The following is a 16,395-nucleotide window of genomic DNA, read 5'->3' on the forward strand; positions in this document are numbered from 1 at the left end:
GCCTCCCCTTCGTTCAGGTAACCATCCAGTTACCCAAACCCGGAGTCAAGGCCGCAGATAGCCCAGCACCACATCGACGGCATGCCGCTCCCGCTCCGCCAACGCCGCCTCGCTCCCGAACTCCGCCCGCAGCGCCGTGGCAAGGGTGTAGCGGTTGGCCACGAAGAAATGCCCAAGCCCGACGATGGTGATGTAGAGCTGCACCGGGTCGACATCGCGCCGGAACACCCCTGCCTCCGCCCCCCGCGTCAGCACCGCGCCGATCTGCCCGAGCAGCGGCGAGTAGAGCGCCGGCACCCCCTCGGACTTCCGCAGATAGGCCGCGCGATGGATGTTCTCCTGATTGAGCAGCGCGACGAATTCCGGATGCGCCGCCGTGTAGCGCAGGTTGAACTCAACCAGCCGCCGCATCGCCTCCGCCGGTGGCAGCGCCTCGACGCAAAGCGCCCGCTCCTCCGCCCGCTTGGCCGCATAGGCGCCCTCCAGCACGGTGAGCCACAGCTCTTCCTTGCTGCCGAAATAGGCGTAGAGCATCCGCTTGTTGGCGCCTGCCCTGAGCGCGATCTCATCGACGCGGGCCCCCGCCAGCCCCTTCTCGGCGAATTCGGCGAGCGCCGCATCGAGGATGCGCTGCCGCGTCGCCGCCGCCCGCGGCGAGAGCCCATCCATCACCCCGCCAGCACCTTCGCCAGCAGCGCCTCGGAAACCGGCTCATCCTCCGCCGCCAGCGGATCGCGCGGCATCACCCGATGCCGCAGCACCAGCCGCGCCAGCTCCAGCCGCTCCGCGTCCTGAAGCCGCCCCGCCTCCCAGGCCATCGTCGCCGCACTCGTCAGGTGATAGAGCGCACTCGCCGCCTGCCGCGCCAGCGCCGGCTCCTGCTGCGCCCGCTCGGCCAGCGCCGCCGCCCGCTCGAAGGCCGGCATCGCCCCCGGCAGCGCATCGCCATTGCCGAGCAGCCCCTGCACATGCGCGCGCAGCACCGGCAGCGACCCCTCGCGCTGCGCCGCCCGCAGCACGTCGAGCGCGACGATATTGCTCGTCCCCTCCCAGATGCTGCCGAGATGCGCATCCCGCACCAGCCGGGGATCGGCCCATTCCTCGATATAGCCGCAGCCCCCGCGTACCTCCATCGCGTCGCCCGTCACCCGCCGCGCATCCCGGCACGCCCGGAACTTCAGCAACGGCGTCAGGATGCGGAGCAAGGCATAGGCCCCCTCCTCCCCCGCATCGCTCCGCCGCATCGCCTCGGCGGCTTGAAACACCATGCTCCGCGCCTGCTCCATCGGCAGGACGAGCTTCATCAGCTGCCGCCGCATCAGCGGCATTTCCACCAGCCGCCGCCCGAAGGCCATGCGATGCCGCGCGACGAACATCGCCTCTGTCACCGCCCGCCGCATCAGCCCCGCCGCCCGCATCCCGTTCGACAGGCGCGAGGCATTGACCATGTCGGCCATCTGCCGGAACCCCGCCTCCGGCTCGCCGACGAGGAAGGCCGTCGCCCCCTCCAGCCTGATCTCCCCCGAAGCCATGGACCGCGTGCCGAGCTTCTCCTTCAGCCGCACGATCCGGTAGGCATTGCGCGTGCCATCCGGCCGCTCTCGCGGCAGCAGGAAGAGCGACACGCCGCGCAGCCCCGCCGGCCCACCGACGCGCCGCGCCAGCACCAGCGCCACCCCCGCATCCGGATTGCTGCAGAACCACTTGTCGCCGGTGAGCGCCCAGCTCCCATCCCCGCGCTCCTCGGCGATGACGGCCGTCGCGGCGATATCCGACCCCGCTCCCTGCTCCGTCATGAACATCGCGCCCTGCCGCAGAGCGTCGAGATCGGTCGCGGTCAGCCCCGGCAGATACCGCGCCACCAAATCCGCATCGCCGAACCGCCGCAAGGTCCTTGCCAGCGCATCCGTCATCGAGAGCGGGCAGCACAGCCCGAACTCCGCCTGCACGAAGAGATAGCTCAGCGCATATTTCGCCGCTGGAGGCATCGCCTCGGCCCAGCCCAGCACCCCCGGCCGGTGCGACATCGCCGCCAGCCCGAACTCGCTGAAGGCAACCCGCTCCATCTCCCGATAGGCCGGGTGATAGTCGATCGCCGCCGCATCCTCGCCCCGCCGCGTCCGCGGCTTCAGCACCGGCGGGTTGCGGTCCGCGACGCCGGCCAGCTCATCCAGCCGCCCGCCCGCCAGCGCCCCCATCCGGTCGAGATGCGGCAGCAGATGCGCCAGCAACCCCTCCGGCAGGTAGAGCCCCAGCAGCGGCCGCGCCCACGGATCGGCCCGCCAGAGATTGATCCCCCGCGCGTCCGGCACCGCCTCGGCGCCCACCGGCGCCGGCATGATCGGCAGGCTGTCCATCACGTCACCATGCCCCCTCCCGTTTCCGCCATGCTAGGCTCCCGGCCAAGGGCAGGCAAAAGCCATCACACAGGGAGAACGAGCGCCATGACCATCGCCGCCGTCATCCGCGAGAAGGGCCGCAACGTGGTCTCCGTCTCGCCCGAGGCCCCCATCGCCGAGATCGCCGCGATCATCGCCTCGCGCCGCATCGGCGCCTTGGTGGTGCTCGCCGACCATGGCGGCCTGGTCGGCATCGTCTCCGAGCGCGACGTGGTGAAGGCCCTCGCCAGGCACGGCGCCCGCGTCCTCGAGCTGACGGCCAGCGACCTGATGACCCGCCAGGTGACCACCATCTCCATGCGCAGCTCCATCGACCAGGCGATGGAGATCATGGATGCCGGCTATTTCCGCCACCTGCCGGTGATGGAGGATGGCGAGCTCGCCGGCATCGTCAGCATCCGCGACCTGGTGAAGCACCGCATCACGCTCCACCAGCGCGACCTCGAAGCGCTGAAAGCCGCCGTGCGGCAGCGCAGCGGCTGATTCAGCCCGCCCGCAGCAACCCTGGCCCATGCTCCTTGAGCCAGGCGACCGCCGCATGCCGATGCGGCGTCAGCCGCTCGACCAGCGCCCAGAATTCCGGCGAATGGTTCATCGCGCCGAGATGCGCCACCTCATGCGCGACCACGTAGTCGAGCACCCAGCCCGGCGCCATCACCAGCCGCCAGGAGAAGGCGAGCGTGCCATCCGGCGCGCAGCTCCCCCAGCGGCTCCTGGTATCCTTCAACCGCACGCACCGTGCCGCGACGCCGAGCACCGCCGCATGCCGCGCCACCATCCCCGCGATCCGCTCCGACGCAACCTCGCGCAGCAGCGTCGCGACGCGCGCCGCGACTTCCCCGTCACCGCCCAGCAGGATCGCGCCCGGCTCCAGCCAGGCCTCGCCCGGCCGCCCCGGGACGATGCGCACCACATGCGCCACGCCACCGACCGCAACCTCCGCCCCAGGCATGAAGACCACCGGCGGCGCCAGCGCCGCCAGCCTCTCCCGCACCCAGGCCGCATGGGTCTTCAGCAGCGCGACGCCCGCCGGCCGTCCCGCCCGCAGGGGCAGGGTCACCACGACGGCGCCGCTCCGCACATCGATGCGCAGGCTCACGCGCCGCGCCCGGGCCGAGCGCCGCCATTGCACGGGGCCGGAAAAATCGGCCTCCTGCCCGATAGAGTCGTCGATGCTGTCCATCAGGCGACCATGCGCAGCAAGCGGACCGCCGTTCAACCCGGCAACGCTTTCAGCTCCGTCTCGACGAAGGACAGCGGCGCGCTCCCGGCATTGACGACGTTGTGCTCCACGCCCGCTGTCCGCGTGTAGGAGACACCCGCCTTCAGCTCCGCTGTCACCGTCTCGCCGCCCGCGAGCTCGACGAGCAGCGTGCCATCCGTCACCGGCACGACGACATAGAGCCAGCCATGCCGGTGCCACCCCGTCTCCGCACCGGGATTGAAGTCCCAGCGCGTGACGCGGATGTTCTCGTCGTCGATCTGCACGGTGCCCACGGCGGGCTCCCGGCATCTCATGGGCTCGGTGAAGCTCACTCGGCGGCGGCCTTCACGCCCAGCCCCGGCAATGGCAGCGCACCCGCCGCCTCCCAGGCCTTCCAGACCGCATCTGCCTGCGCCTGCGACAGCTTCAGGTGCGGCGGCCGGATCGTGCGCCAGCCATCGTCGCCCGTGCTGCGCGCGATGATCTCGCGCAGCCCCGGGATCAGCGCCACGCTCGTCGCCGCCTTGCGCGTCGCCGTCAGCACCGCCTGCGCCGCATCCGCCTCCGGGCCGGTGCGCTTCGCATAGACGATGCCGCCCCAATGGCTGTTCGCATTGCTCGCCGCGGTGATGCAGCCTGCCCCACCTTCGGCCAGGATCTTCTGCACATACTCGTCCGAGCCCGAATAGACCTCGAACCCGTCCTTGGCGAAGGCGTCGATCATCGCCTTCATGTTGGCATAGTCGCCGCTGCTGTCCTTCACGCCCTTCACCACGCCGGGGAAAGCCTTCAGCATCCGCTCGATGAGCGAGAGGCTGAAGGGCACCGCCGATTGCTGCGGGAAATTGTAGAGATAGAGCGCGATCCCGCCGCCCACGCGCTGAACCACCTCGGAGAACCAGGCGAAGAGCCCGTCATCGCTCGGGTTCTTGTAGTAGAAGGGCGGCAGCACCAGCACGCCGCGGCAGCCCTGCGCCTTCGCATGCAGCGTCAGCTCGACGGTATCGGCGAGCGAGGCGGTGCCCGTGCCCGGCATCATCGTCGCCGCCGGCACGCCATTGGCGACCAGGCCTTCGAGGATCTCCTTCCGCTCGTGCAAGCCGAAGCTGTTCGCCTCGCCCGTGGTGCCGAGCACGCCGAGCCCGTTGCAGCCATTGGCCAGCAGCCACTTCGCATGCCCCGCCATCCGCGCCGGATCGGGCGAGAGATCGGGCTTCATCGCCGTCAGCACCGCGGCATTCACGCCGCCGAACAGGGCATCCTTCATGATCTCTCTCCTCGCTTCACCGGAGGCCGCGCCTTGCGCGGCAGCTGCCCCGGCCATTCCACCACATGATCCTCGAGGGCACCCGCCTCGCGCTCCGTCACCGCGCGCCCGCGCACCGAAACCCCGGCCTCATGCACCGTCTCCGGAGTACCCGAGATCAGCGGATGCCACCAGAACAGGTCGCGCCCCTCCGCCACCAGCCGGTAGGCGCAGGTCGGCGGCAGCCAGTCGATCGCGGCGACCCGCGCCGGCGTCAGCTTCACGCAATCCGGCACATGCTGCCGGCGCTTCGCATAGTCGCGGCAGCGGCAGCTCCCGGTGTCGAGCAACCGGCAGGCGACCTCGGTGAAGACCACCTCCTCGGTATCCTCGTCGCGCAGCTTGTGCAGGCAGCACCGCCCGCATCCGTCGCAGAGGCTCTCCCACTCGGCGCGATTCATCGCTTGGAGCGGCTTGGTCTTCCAGAAGGGCAGGATATTGTTCACCACCCCACCTTAGACCTACAGCCCCAGCAGATCGAGGGTCCGCCCCACCACCTTCGCCTCGTCGAAGCGCTCCGCGGCCCTTTCGCGCCCCGCCGCCCCCATCCGCGCCCGCATCCCGGCATCGCCCGCCAGCCGCCCCAACGCCGCCGCCAGCGGCCCGACGGTCGCCGGCGGCACGAGGAACCCCGTCTCCCCCTCCGCCACCATCTCCCGCGAGCCGCGGATATCGGTCGCCACCACCGGCAGCCCGCAGAGCATCGCCTCGATGATCGACATCGGCAGCCCCTCGAAATGGCTCGGCAAGGTGAAGACATCCGCCGCCGCCATCACCCGCGCCACGTCATGCCGATACCCGAGCCGCCTGACGCGCCCCGGCATCGCCGCCTCGGCCCGCGCGAACCACGGCTCCAGATCCTCGCCATGATCCGTCGCCAGCCGCTCGCCCACCACCCAGAGGACCGCCCCCGGCACCTCCTCCATCGCCCGGAGCAATTCGGGATAGCCCTTGTGCCGCACGAGGCGTGAGACCGCGAGCACCACGCACGCCCCCTCCCCCGCGCCGAGCTCCGCCCTGACCGCCGCCCTTGCCCCCGCATCCGGCCGGAACAGCGCCGGGTCCCGCCCATTCAGCACCGGCACGGCCCCGGGATGGATGCCGAGCCGCCTTGCATCCCCGGCCTCCTCCTCGCTGACGGTGAGGTAGGTATCGGTGATCCGCCCCGCCGCACGCTCAAGCGCCAGCGCCAGCCCCCGCCGCCAAGCCGGCCCCGGCTGGTTGAACAGGAAGCCATGGCAGGTATAGGCGACCTTCGGCACCCCCGCCGCCTTCGCCGCCGCCCGTGCCAGCAGCCCGCTGATCGGCATATGCGCATGCACCAGGTCGAACCGCTCCGCCCGGAACACCCGATGCAGCTCCCGCAGGCACCTGGCCTGCGCCACCGGATTGAGGCTGCGCGCCATCGGCACCGGGATGACGCGGAACCCCTCCGCCCGCGGCAGGTCGAGCAAGGGCCCCTCGGCACAAAGCCCCACCACCTCATGCCCCCGGGCGCGGGCGCCCCGCATCAGCGGCAGCAGGAAGTGCCGCAGCGAGAAATCGACATTCGTGACTTCCGCTATTTTTTTGGGGGCGATCTTCAGGGCGCGGTCAGGCTTCCGCCGCCTCGCCCGGTGCCGCCGCCGCCGTCACCCGGCCGAGCGCCCATTGCACCGTATCCTGCCCCGGCTCGGCCGAAAGCACGATCTGGCTGTTCCGCCGCTGCTCGCCGCCCAGGTAGAGGCTCTCCTCCAGGCTGACCGTGGCGCCGTTGGCGCGCAGCCGCCAGCTCTGGCCGGAGGGCAGCCGCAGCAGCACCGCCGCCTCGTCCTCGACCAGGCTCGCCGTCACCCCCGGATGCAGGTGGAACCGCACGACGAAGCCCGGCGGCTTCGCCCCCTGCTCCAGCATCTCGACGATATCCTCGCAGCGCAGGTCGTCCCCGGACTCGGCCAGGTAGAACCGCCGCCGATGCACCGCGCCGAAGGGCTTCCGCCAGCCGTCATGGCTCGCCTCCAGCCACTGCGCGCCATTCGCCTCGTGCCGCTCCTGCTCGACCCGCTCCGGCCGCCGCCCGAGCCCCTCATCCTTCAGCTCGCTGCTGTTGGTATCGGCGAGGATCAGCGTCGAATGCGCCGCCGTCGCCCGCAGCGCATCGCGCCAGGCGCCCTCCGCCCCCGGCGCCGCGCCGCAATTGACGATCAGCCTGTCCCGCCCCACCGACATCTCGAAGGAGAGCGACCCCGCGTGCGCATAGCGATCCGCCCCGCGCGGCAACCCCGTCTCGGCATCCCGCGCGCGCGCCGGCGGCGGCGCCGCGGCATCGGCGATCACCAGCGTCCGCCCCGCCTGCAAGCGATGGAAGCCCGTCTCCTCCAGCAGCATCGGCGCGCGGCCCCGCGCCTGCCCCTGGGTGAGGACGAGGTCAACGAGCCCCGCCCCCTCCTCCCTGGTGCCGTTGAACTGCGCGAGCCCGCCATCCCCATGCCGGAACAGCCTGAGCGCCTGCCCCGCCCGCTCCAGCACCGTGGCCAGCAGGGCCGGCGGATTGATCCCCGCCCCATGCAGCAGGTTGCGGATCTCGATCAGGTCCTGCATCGCCAGCAGCTGCTGCGCCGGCGAGCGCTCGACATGCCCGCCATCCGGGTGGAATTGCCGCTCCAGCTCCCCGGGCAGGAAGCGAAGCGCCCGCGTCATCCAGGCCTCCTCCTCCAGCGCGACGGCCGCCGCGATCGCCCCCTTCAGGGTGACGAGCGCCCCGCGATGCATCGCCTCGGCGGGCAGCGAGCCGACGACCCCCCGCGCATCCTGCGCCAGCCTGACGAGCAGCCGCTTGCGGAACCCGTCCTCTGCGGTCGCCGCCAGGAAGTCCCAATGCCCGAGCCAGGCCGAGACCCGCGCGGCCGCGACATCCGGCGCCTGGGCCAGCACCTCATCCGCCCCGCGCCCAAGCCAGTCCTCGGCCAGGTCCCGCGCCCGCATCCGCGCCGCATCGGTGCCCAGCGCACGCAGGTCGCGCATCCAGGCGAAGCCATGCGCCGCCGCCCGCCACGCGACCGGCCCCGCCGCCGCATCCCACCCCGCCCCGCTCTCCGGGTCGAGCCGATGCGTCGTGCCGAGATACTCGAACTCCCCCCGCAGCAACCGCGCCCCGCGGTTGGCATCCCCTGGCCAGAGATCGCGGAAGGCCCGCGCCGGCGCATCCGGCACCTTCACCGGCCGCAAGCCGGAGATGAAACGCCGCGTCCCGCGGATGATATCGCGCATCAGTCCAACACCTTGGGTCGAAGCGCCCTTATGGCCGCCGCATAATCCGGCTTGCCGAACACGGAAGTCCCCGCCACCAGCGCATCCGCCCCCGCGGCGACGCAGCGCGTCGCCGTCTCCGCCGTCACCCCGCCATCCACCTCGAGGTCGATAGGCTGCCCGCCGGCCGCCTCATGCGCATCGATCATCCGCCTGAGCACCGTGATCTTGCCGAGCTGGCTGTCGAGGAAGCTCTGCCCCCCGAACCCCGGATTGACCGACATAACGAGGATGAGGTCGCAGAGGTCGAGCACGGTTTCCACCGCGCTCACCGGCGTCGCTGGATTGAGCACCACCCCCGCCCGCTTGCCGAGTGCGCGGATGGTCTGCAGGCTCCGGTGCAGATGCGGCCCCGCCTCCGGATGCAGGCTGATGCAGTCCGCCCCCGCCTCGGCGAAGGCGGCGAGATACGGGTCCGCCGGCGCGATCATCAGATGCACGTCGAAGGGGATGGAAAGGTGCCGCCGGAGCGCCTTCACCACCACTGGCCCGAAGCTGATATTGGGCACGAAATGCCCATCCATGACATCGAGATGCAGCCAGTCAGCCCCGGCATCGGCGACGGCCCGCGCCTCCTCGCCGAGGCGGGCGAAATCGGCGGCGAGCAGGGAGGGAGCAATCCGGACGGGGCGCTGAGGCATCCCGGCGGTTCTAGCGGCGGCGGGAGGGCCGGGGCAAGGCGGCCCGGCCCGGCTCCACGCCTCGTTCCGCAACACGCATTCAAAATGACGAAGCCCCGCCATCGCTGCCGGGGCTCACGACGGTCCTGAGGCATACCGAAGGACCGGGATAGCCGCCCGACCCGGGCCCTTCAAGCTGCCGGCGAATCCCGCCGCCACCGCGCTACGAAGAACCCATCCATCCCACCCCGTTCCGCCCAGAGATCCGGCCGCGTCCTGAGCGTCCCCGCCGGGGTCACCGCCGCCTCCAACCCCGGCACCTCATCCGCCCGCACCGGATCGGCGACGAACCCCTCCGGCGCCGCATGCCCCTCCCCCTCCTCCGGCTGCAATGAGCAGGTGGCGAAGACCAGCCGCCCCCCCGGCGCCACCCGCCGCGCCGCCGCCGCCAGCAGCGCCCGCTGCACCTCCGCCATCGCCGGCACGTCCCGCGACCGCTTGAGGTAAGGCACGTCCGGATGCCGCCTTATGGTCCCCGTCGCGGTGCAGGGCGCATCGAGCAGCACCGCGTCGAACACCGCCCCGCCCGCATCCCAGGCCGCCGCATCCGCCTCGACCACCTCCGCCTCCAGCCTGAGCCGCGCCAGGTTCTCCCGCAGCCGCGCCGCCCGCCGCGGCTCCCGCTCCACCGCCACCACCTGCCCCCCGGCCGCCACGAGCTGCGCCGTCTTCCCCCCCGGCGCCGCGCAGAGATCGAGCACCCGCTCCCCTGGCCTGACCCCCAGCACCCGCGCCGGCAGCGCCGCGGCCGCGTCCTGCACCCAGAACCCGCCCTCGGCGAAGCCCTCCATCTCGGCCACCCGCGTCCCCGGCGGATAGCGCCAGCTCCCCGTCGGCAAGGCCTCGCCCCCCTCCGGCGCCGCCACGCCCGGCGCCAGCGACAGGTCGAGCGGCGCCTCCGCCCGATGCGCCGCCGCGATCGCCCGCACACCTGGCCCATAGGCCGCATGCCAAGCCGACCACAGCCAGGGCGGCGTATCCAGCCGCTCCGCATCCAGCCCATCGAGCGCCGCCGCCCCCGCCTCCGCCACCCGCCGCAGCACTGCATTGGCGAGGCCGGTGAAGGGCTTCGGCACCAGCGTCACGCAACTCGCCACCGCCGCATGCGCCGGCGTCCCGAGCAGCAGCAGCTCCGCCGCCCCCATGCGCAGTGCCTGCCGCACCTCGGAGGGCGGCTCCCGCCGCAGGAAGGGCTCCAGCACCGCATCCAGGCTCCCCGCCCGCCGCAGCACCGCCCCCGCGATTCGGTGCGCCGCCGCCTTGTCGCGCGGCGCGATCCCCTTCGGCAGCGCATCCAGCGCCTCCTCCAGCGGACGATGGCGGGTCATCACCGCCTCGAGCAGGGCGAGCGCGGCACGGCGGGTCGGGGAACCGAGATGGGAGGACATGCGGCGGTTTATGGCCCCCGTCCCCGGCGCGTGCTAGTCCGCCGACCCATGCATCTCTCGGCCCTCTCCAGCCCGGACCCCTCGCTCGGCCTCCTGCCCGATGCGCTGCAACGCCGGCCGAAGCTCTTCCTGGTCCTGCTCTGCCTGCTGCTCTGGCTGCCGGGCTTCTTCACCCTGCCGGCTACCGACCGCGACGAGGCCCGCTTCGCCCAGGCCACCCGGCAGATGGTCGAGAGCGGCGACTATGTCCGCATCCGCTTCGGCGAGGAGGAGCGCAACAAGAAGCCCGCCGGCATCCACTGGCTGCAGGCCGCCTCGGTGCATCTGGTGGAAGCCACGCATCTCGGCACCCGCGACATGATCTGGCCCTACCGCCTGGCGAGCCTCGCCGGCGCCCTGCTCGCGGTGCTGGCCACCTTCCATTGGGGCCGCGCCCTGGTGGGGCGGCGGGCGGCGCTGCTCGGCTCGGCCATGCTCGCCTCTTCCCTGGTACTGGTTGCCGAGACCCATATCGCCAAGACCGACGCCGCCCTGCTGGCCACCATCGCCGGCGCCATGGGCCTGTTCGGCCAGGCCTATCTCCGCCCCGACGCCTTCACCGCCCGCCAGGCCGCCGGCTTCTGGCTGCTGCTGGGCCTGGGCATCCTGCTGAAAGGCCCGATCGGCCCGATGGTCCCGCTGCTCGCTGGCATCACCCTGGCCGTGAGCGACCGCGAGGCCCCCTGGCTCCGCGCGCTGCGTCCCGGCTGGGGCCTGCCCCTGATGATCGCCGCCGCCGCGCCGTGGTTCATCGCCATCGGCCTGGCGACGGAGGGCCGCTTCTTCCAGCAGGCCGTCGGCGGCGACATGCTCTCCAAGATCGGCTCCGGCGAGGAGAAGCACTGGGGCCCGCCCGGCTACTACCTGCTGACCTTCGCCATCGCCGCCTTCCCCGGCGCCTGGATCGTGCTCGCCGCCCTGCCCAATGCCTGGCGCGACCGGCTGAACCCGCCGACCCGCTTCCTCCTCGCCTGGGTGGTGCCCTCCTGGCTGGTCTTCGAGGCGGTGCAGACCAAGCTGCCGCACTACACCCTGCCGCTCTACCCGGCCCTGATGCTGCTCGGCGCCGCCTGGGCGATCAACCCGATGCGCAACCCGCCCGGCCGCTGGCTGCGCTGGACCGGCATCGCCGCCCTCCTCTTGGTCGCCGCAGCGCTCGCCGCCGCCGCGCTCGCCGCGCCCTGGTACCTGGAGCGCCGCATCCTCCCCGCCGGCCTGCTGGCGATCCCCGCCGCCGGCGCCCTCGTCTACCTGGCCCTCCGCGCCGCCCGGCTGCGCGCCTGGGGCCGCGCCGGCCTGCTCGGCGCCCTGCTCGCCGTCCCGCTCTACGCGGCGGTGCTGGAGGGCGTCGCTCCCCACCTCGCCCCGCTCTGGGTCGGCCCCCGCCTCGCCCAGGCGGTCGAGTCCCGCGCCCCCGGCCTGCCCGCGGACCGCTTCGGCATCACCGGGCATAGCGAGCCCTCGGTGCTCTTCGCCCTCGGCCAGGACGTGCGCTTCCTCCGCACCGGCGCCGACGCCGCCGACTTCCTCGCCGCCGGGCCGGGCCGCGTCGTCGCCGTCGGCGACCGCGCCGAGGCCGATTTCCGCCGGCGTGCCACCGCCATCGCCCTGCTGCCGCAGGAGGTGGCCAGCGTCACCGGCTTCAACTACTCCCGCGGCCGATGGGTGACGCTGCTGCTCTTCAGGCTGCCGTCATGATCGCCTGGGCCTCCGACCTCGTCGTCTCGGCCGGCCTCATCGGCGTCTTCCTGCTGATGGTCGCCGAGAACCTGTTCCCGCCGATCCCGTCGGAGGTGATCATGCCCCTCGCCGGCTTCGCCGCCGCCCGCGGCCAGCTGTCGATCGAGGGCGTGATCGCCGCCGGCATCGCCGGCTCGCTCGCCGGCAACGCCTTCTGGTACGAGGCCGCGCGGGCCTTCGGCACCGCTCGCATCCGCCGCCTCACCGACCGCTTCGGCCGCTATGTCGGCCTCACCCCCCAGACCCTCGACCGCGCCGAAGCCGCGCTCCGCCGCAACGGCGCCGCGGCCGTCTGCCTGGCGCGGATGATGCCCGGCCTCCGCACCGGCATCTCCGTCCCGGCCGGCCTCGTCGCCCTGCCGCGACCGGTCTTCTACGGCTTCAGCGCCCTCGGCACCTCGATCTGGACCGGCGGGCTGGCCACCGCCGGCTACCTGCTCGAGGACCAGTTCCACCTGATCGAGGACTGGGCCGGCACCGCCGGCCTCTCCCTGACGGCGCTGATCCTCCTCATCGTGGGCCTCCGCATCCGCCGGGCGCGACGGGCGGGGTAAGGGTCAGCGCCGCCGCCCATCGCTACGGTCCCTGTCCGGCGGCTGCGGGCTTCCCACCAGCGGGACCCGAGGCACGGCCACCGGCACCGCCAGCGGGCGGCGCCTTCACGCTACGCAGCGCATCGGCGACCTCGTTCATGCGCTGGATGACGTCGCGCGTCAGAAGGGCACCGTTGATCTCGGCGAACCCCCCACCCAGCGAGCACTGGCCGTGGATACGCTCCACTTCCGCCTGGGCCTGGGAGTAGGGCAACTTATCCACCGGTTCGACCCGGAGGCGATCCGCCAGCACCTGCCATTGCCGGGCCATACGGTCCTCGATGGCCTTCCGGATCGAGCCCATTGCATTGCTGTAGAAGAAGGCACTGTTCATTTCCGCCCGGACGCCGCTGGTGATGCCCGCCGCACCCGACAATGCCCGGGCGGTGGCCGCGGGCGTGAAGATGGCCCCGAGTCCGCCCAGCAAGGTCGCCAGGGAGCCGAGCGAGAAGTTGTTGCTGCGCTCGACATCCGTCAGCACCGCCAAGTAATCGGCGCAGCGTTCCGCCGATGCCGCGGCCAGCACGCCCACGGCCTCATCCCGACGACGCGTCGGATCGGGGCCCGAGGCGATCCATGCGGAAACTTGGTCGATGCGGCAGGGCTCGATATATCGGCGCCTCAATTCCATCGGACGATCCACCTCGCCGAAGAGATAGGACCAGCTGAGATCCTGGTTTGATCGCCGCAGATCGCCCGCCGCGACAGGCACGGCTCCTCCGGCTGTCGGCGCCGCGCACCTGTCTTCCTCTTTCGAGAGGGTCGTTGAAACACCCCGGTCGATGAATGTGCCGCAAGCTGGCAATGCCAGCACGCAACAGGTGAGAAGCATCCCACGCATGGCCGTCCTCCGGGTGTCTGCTTCTGGTTCGAGCTCTTGCTCATCTGACCGGACGGCATCACCGGCCGAGCCGGCCCGATCCCGGTTCGGTTGATCGGCCCGCGCCCGTCACGAGCAGGAGTTTGGATGCCTGAAGGCCGCCCTCAGCGGATGGCGATCGGATTGATGATCGCCTGCACCGCACCCCGCAGCAGCGGCTGCCCCAGCACGAAGAGGAATTCCTTCGCCCCGTCCCGCGCCAGCGCCCGCGTGTCCATCACCTCGAGGATGTGGATGCCGTTCTTCGCCAGCAGCGTCTGATGCCCCTCCCAGACGCGGTTCGGGTTCTTGAAGGGCACCGCCTCGACCCCCCAGGTATCCGCCCCCACCGCGACGACGCCGAGCGAGGCGAGGAATTCCGCCGCGCCATTGTCGATCCCCGGCTCGCCCTTGCCGAACCGCGCCGGGTCCCGCTCCAGCAGCTCCACCCAGCCGGTATGGATGAGGATGACGTCCCCTTGCCGCACCTCGACGCCCTGGTCGCGCATCGCCGCGCGCAGGTCGTCGGCGCTGATGACCTCGCCCTCCTCCAGCATCGGCTTGCCGCGCGCCTTCGCCATGTCCACCAGCACGCCCCGCGTCACCATCGGCGGGATGCCCTCGACGCCGAGCCGCGTGACGCCCGTCGTGCGGATGAAGTCGCGCGCGTGGTTGCCGTTGTAGAAGACGTTGTCGATGCCGAGATGCGCGAAGCTGTCGATCTGGCTGCCGACGCCGAGCCAGCCGGTGAACATGTCGTCCGCATAGGACATGCGGTTCTCGGAAGGCACCGTCGCCCCCTCGAACTGGTCGGGCATCATCACCGTGATCGAAGCGCTGCGCGGCGGGAAGGCCGGCGTCTCCCGCCCCACCGGCACGCCGAGCCGGTAGACCTGCCCGCGCTGCACCAGCCGCGCCGCCTCCAGCACCTTCTGCGGCGTCAGCAGGTTCATCGCGCCGATCTGGTCATCCGCCCCATAGCGCGAGGGATACCAATTCGCCCCCTGCTGCTGCCCCCCCTGCTGACCCGAGGCCGCGAGCGGCGCCAGCACCGCCGCCGCCAGGACCGCCTTGCCGATCGTCTTCAGCATTGTTTCCTCCCGTAACAGGCCCGGGAGGATAGCGGCAGCAACAGCCCCGCCGGCGGTCACGCCAGCGCGATCACGGCCTATTCGCCTTCGCGGTGCAGGTCATGCGTGACGATCCCCGGCACCTCCGGCGGCAGCTCCAGCCAGTCGCGGCGCTTGAGCGTCCGCACCGTGTCCTCGTAGCCGCTGGCCCAGTGCTCGCGCATCGTGTCGGGGCCGAACTCGTAATCCTTCGACTGCCCTTCGTAGGCCCGCGCCTGGTAGACCATCTGCAGGATCGCCAGCCGCGGCAGCCGCGCCAGGCTCTCGCGCAGGCGGCGATCCTCCTCGCTCAGCGCCTCCTCCGGCACCTTGCCGAGGATCTGCCGCAGCCGCACCTGCCACTCGCGCCGGGTGCGGAAGGCATCCGTGTTCATCCGCGTGCGCGAGGAGTAGCGGATGTCCTTCTCCCGCCCCAGCACCTCCTCCATGTCGCGCGGCAGCGCGCCCCGCGCCGGGAACAGGTCCACCTGGAAGACCAGCGCGTCGCGGCTGTCGATCTCGTCCTCCAGCAGGTATTGCAGCGGCGTGTTGGAGACGAGCCCGCCATCCCAGTAATGGGCGCCGTCCACCTTCACCATCGGCAGCCCCGGCGGCAGCGCGCCCGAGGCCATGACATGCTCCGGCCCCAGGCGCTGCTGCGCGCTGTCGAAGTAGCGGAAATTGCCCGTCTGCACATTGACCGCGCCGACCGCCAGCCGCGGATGCCCGCCCGGCTTCGCCAGCAGGTCCCAGTCGACCAGCTCCTCCAGCGTCCGCCGCAGCGGCGTGGTGTCGTAGAAGGCCGTCGCCCCCGCCGCCCCGCGCGGCGCGAACCAGGGATTGACGCTGTTCGGCGCGAAGAAGCCGGGCGTCCCGAGCAGGATCGTCCCGAGCGCGCTCGTCCCGTTCCGCGCCCGCCGCAGCGTGTCGCCATCCGGCGTGAAGGGCCAGACCGGCCGCTCGGTGATGCGGCGCCAGAAGGCCTGCAGCCGTTCCAGCCGGTCCTCCCGCCGGTTGCCGGCGATGATCGCCGCATTGACCGCCCCGATCGAGACGCCGGCCAGCCAGTCCGGCTCCAGCTCCGCCTCGTGCAGCGCCTGATAGACCCCCGCCTGATAGGAGCCGAGCGCCCCGCCCCCCTGCAACACCAGGGCGATGCGGCTGAAGGGGCAATCGATGGGCTCCATGAGGCATCTCCAAGGGGAAGCGGCAGCGGTTGCTGCACCGGAAGCGGGTGCGACGCAACACCTGCGCGCATGACATCACGCCATAGCCCCAGCCGCCCGGCCTTCACCCCCGAACCCGAACCAATCCCGGGCGTTCCGATCCGCAACCAACGGATCAGGACCCCGCCATGCCGAGCCACACCCAAGACCGCCCCGAGAAGACCCGCGACGCCAATGTCGAGGCCGCCGTCGAGGACACCTTCCCCGCCAGCGACCCGGTCGGCAACACCGCCGAGCATGGGACTCGCGCCGTCCCCGCCGAGGACATGATGCCTAACGATGTCTCGGCCCAATCCGCCGGCCTCGCCAGCTTCACCGTCCCCTTCCCCAGCCAGGAAGGCGCCAAGCTCGCCCTCGAGACCCTGGTGCGCGAGGGCCCGGTGGACCGCCGCTGCGCCGAGATCACACAGGAGGGCGGCCAGGCCGCGCTGCGCATCTCCGCCCCCGAGGCCGACATCGCCCGGCTGAAGTCCATGCTGGAGAACAGCCCCTCGGCCACCTGACGGCCTCGCGGCTCTGTAGGAAAATAAGCTTTACAGAGCTGTTCGTTCCGAATACGTTCCC

General features: G+C 71.7%; 17 protein-coding genes. 4 read left to right on the forward strand and 13 right to left on the reverse strand.

Translation table 11 applies throughout. The features are described 5' to 3' along the window. Positions 1–45 precede the first annotated feature (45 nt). Complete coding sequence (locus EP26_RS14705) at positions 46–669, reverse strand: TetR family transcriptional regulator (protein WP_043339502.1); 624 nt, start codon at positions 667–669, stop codon at positions 46–48. Then, positions 669–2,357: an acyl-CoA dehydrogenase family protein gene (locus tag EP26_RS14710; RefSeq protein ID WP_052389201.1), complete on the reverse strand. Its 1,689-nt coding sequence runs from the start codon at positions 2,355–2,357 to the stop codon at positions 669–671. Before EP26_RS14710 ends, EP26_RS14705 begins: the two co-directional genes overlap by 1 nt. 87 nt (positions 2,358–2,444) lie before the next feature. Between EP26_RS14710 and EP26_RS14715 the strand changes: the two genes are divergently transcribed. Then, positions 2,445–2,882, forward strand: a complete 438-nt coding sequence (locus EP26_RS14715) for a CBS domain-containing protein (RefSeq protein WP_043339504.1) — start codon at positions 2,445–2,447, stop codon at positions 2,880–2,882. A gap of 1 nt (position 2,883) precedes the next feature. On the opposite strand, the gene EP26_RS14720 is transcribed toward EP26_RS14715, so the two are convergent. The 8 genes from EP26_RS14720 to EP26_RS14755 all read right to left on the reverse strand — a co-directional run bounded on the left by EP26_RS14720 (position 2,884) and on the right by EP26_RS14755 (position 10,265). After that, positions 2,884–3,582, reverse strand: a complete 699-nt coding sequence (locus tag EP26_RS14720) for a M48 family metallopeptidase (protein ID WP_043339506.1) — start codon at positions 3,580–3,582, stop codon at positions 2,884–2,886. 32 nt (positions 3,583–3,614) lie between these two features. Next, on the reverse strand, positions 3,615–3,896 hold the full coding sequence (locus tag EP26_RS14725) for a cupin domain-containing protein (RefSeq protein WP_281177085.1): 282 nt from the start codon (positions 3,894–3,896) through the stop codon (positions 3,615–3,617). Positions 3,897–3,931: 35 nt separating this feature from the next. After that, positions 3,932–4,870, reverse strand: a complete 939-nt coding sequence (locus EP26_RS14730) for a dihydrodipicolinate synthase family protein (protein WP_043339508.1) — start codon at positions 4,868–4,870, stop codon at positions 3,932–3,934. Further along, a complete protein-coding gene (locus EP26_RS14735) occupies positions 4,867–5,355 on the reverse strand; it encodes a YcgN family cysteine cluster protein (RefSeq protein WP_043339553.1) in 489 nt (162 codons plus the stop codon). The genes EP26_RS14730 and EP26_RS14735 overlap by 4 nt, the downstream gene beginning before the upstream one ends. Positions 5,356–5,370: 15 nt before the next feature. After that, a complete protein-coding gene (locus EP26_RS14740; RefSeq protein WP_043339509.1) occupies positions 5,371–6,489 on the reverse strand; it encodes a glycosyltransferase family 4 protein in 1,119 nt (372 codons plus the stop codon). A 13-nt stretch (positions 6,490–6,502) separates the two neighbouring features. Continuing rightward, positions 6,503–8,158, reverse strand: coding sequence for a heparinase II/III family protein (locus EP26_RS14745; protein ID WP_211259447.1), 1,656 nt, complete (start codon positions 8,156–8,158; stop codon positions 6,503–6,505). After that, positions 8,158–8,838 carry a ribulose-phosphate 3-epimerase gene (rpe, locus tag EP26_RS14750; RefSeq protein WP_043339511.1) on the reverse strand — a complete coding sequence of 227 codons (681 nt, stop codon included), beginning with the start codon at positions 8,836–8,838 and terminating at the stop codon, positions 8,158–8,160. The genes EP26_RS14745 and rpe overlap by 1 nt, the downstream gene beginning before the upstream one ends. Before the next feature lie 170 nt (positions 8,839–9,008). Then, positions 9,009–10,265 (reverse strand): RsmB/NOP family class I SAM-dependent RNA methyltransferase, encoded by a 1,257-nt coding sequence (locus EP26_RS14755; protein WP_043339513.1) that lies wholly within the window; start codon positions 10,263–10,265, stop codon positions 9,009–9,011. 48 nt (positions 10,266–10,313) lie between these two features. Here EP26_RS14755 and EP26_RS14760 point away from each other — a divergent pair, with 48 nt between their 5' ends. After that, positions 10,314–12,002: an ArnT family glycosyltransferase gene (locus EP26_RS14760; RefSeq protein ID WP_245624406.1), complete on the forward strand. Its 1,689-nt coding sequence runs from the start codon at positions 10,314–10,316 to the stop codon at positions 12,000–12,002. Then, complete coding sequence (locus EP26_RS14765; RefSeq protein ID WP_052389203.1) at positions 11,999–12,598, forward strand: DedA family protein; 600 nt, start codon at positions 11,999–12,001, stop codon at positions 12,596–12,598. The genes EP26_RS14760 and EP26_RS14765 overlap by 4 nt, the downstream gene beginning before the upstream one ends. A gap of 22 nt (positions 12,599–12,620) precedes the next feature. Here EP26_RS14765 and EP26_RS14770 read toward each other — a convergent pair whose 3' ends face one another. The 3 genes from EP26_RS14770 to EP26_RS14780 form a co-directional block, all read right to left on the reverse strand. Further along, on the reverse strand, positions 12,621–13,478 hold the full coding sequence (locus EP26_RS14770) for a hypothetical protein (RefSeq protein ID WP_157033550.1): 858 nt from the start codon (positions 13,476–13,478) through the stop codon (positions 12,621–12,623). Between the two features lie 143 nt (positions 13,479–13,621). Next, complete coding sequence (locus tag EP26_RS14775) at positions 13,622–14,587, reverse strand: cyclase family protein (protein ID WP_043339516.1); 966 nt, start codon at positions 14,585–14,587, stop codon at positions 13,622–13,624. 77 nt (positions 14,588–14,664) lie between these two features. After that, positions 14,665–15,792 carry a patatin-like phospholipase family protein gene (locus tag EP26_RS14780; RefSeq protein ID WP_052389204.1) on the reverse strand — a complete coding sequence of 376 codons (1,128 nt, stop codon included), beginning with the start codon at positions 15,790–15,792 and terminating at the stop codon, positions 14,665–14,667. 167 nt (positions 15,793–15,959) lie between these two features. Between EP26_RS14780 and EP26_RS14785 the strand changes: the two genes are divergently transcribed. After that, on the forward strand, positions 15,960–16,334 hold the full coding sequence (locus EP26_RS14785) for a hypothetical protein (RefSeq protein WP_043339518.1): 375 nt from the start codon (positions 15,960–15,962) through the stop codon (positions 16,332–16,334). The last annotated feature ends 61 nt before the right edge of the window (positions 16,335–16,395 follow it).

This window comes from Belnapia moabensis DSM 16746 (genome assembly GCF_000745835.1).
Lineage (GTDB): Bacteria > Pseudomonadota > Alphaproteobacteria > Acetobacterales > Acetobacteraceae > Belnapia > Belnapia moabensis.

Bases quoted from the DNA above. Each gene is read 5' to 3' on its own strand.
- EP26_RS14770 (WP_157033550.1), bottom strand. From the start codon at position 13,478: ATGCGTGGGATGCTTCTCACCTGTTGCGTGCTGGCATTGCCAGCTTGC.
- EP26_RS14710 (WP_052389201.1), bottom strand. From the start codon at position 2,357: ATGGACAGCCTGCCGATCATGCCGGCGCCGGTGGGCGCCGAGGCGGTG.
- rpe (WP_043339511.1), bottom strand. From the start codon at position 8,838: ATGCCTCAGCGCCCCGTCCGGATTGCTCCCTCCCTGCTCGCCGCCGAT.
- EP26_RS14720 (WP_043339506.1), bottom strand. From the start codon at position 3,582: ATGGACAGCATCGACGACTCTATCGGGCAGGAGGCCGATTTTTCCGGC.
- EP26_RS14705 (WP_043339502.1), bottom strand. From the start codon at position 669: ATGGATGGGCTCTCGCCGCGGGCGGCGGCGACGCGGCAGCGCATCCTC.
- EP26_RS14760 (WP_245624406.1), top strand. From the start codon at position 10,314: ATGCATCTCTCGGCCCTCTCCAGCCCGGACCCCTCGCTCGGCCTCCTG.
- EP26_RS14765 (WP_052389203.1), top strand. From the start codon at position 11,999: ATGATCGCCTGGGCCTCCGACCTCGTCGTCTCGGCCGGCCTCATCGGC.
- EP26_RS14745 (WP_211259447.1), bottom strand. From the start codon at position 8,158: ATGCGCGATATCATCCGCGGGACGCGGCGTTTCATCTCCGGCTTGCGG.
- EP26_RS14730 (WP_043339508.1), bottom strand. From the start codon at position 4,870: ATGAAGGATGCCCTGTTCGGCGGCGTGAATGCCGCGGTGCTGACGGCG.
- EP26_RS14780 (WP_052389204.1), bottom strand. From the start codon at position 15,792: ATGGAGCCCATCGATTGCCCCTTCAGCCGCATCGCCCTGGTGTTGCAG.
- EP26_RS14715 (WP_043339504.1), top strand. From the start codon at position 2,445: ATGACCATCGCCGCCGTCATCCGCGAGAAGGGCCGCAACGTGGTCTCC.
- EP26_RS14775 (WP_043339516.1), bottom strand. From the start codon at position 14,587: ATGCTGAAGACGATCGGCAAGGCGGTCCTGGCGGCGGCGGTGCTGGCG.
- EP26_RS14785 (WP_043339518.1), top strand. From the start codon at position 15,960: ATGCCGAGCCACACCCAAGACCGCCCCGAGAAGACCCGCGACGCCAAT.
- EP26_RS14755 (WP_043339513.1), bottom strand. From the start codon at position 10,265: ATGTCCTCCCATCTCGGTTCCCCGACCCGCCGTGCCGCGCTCGCCCTG.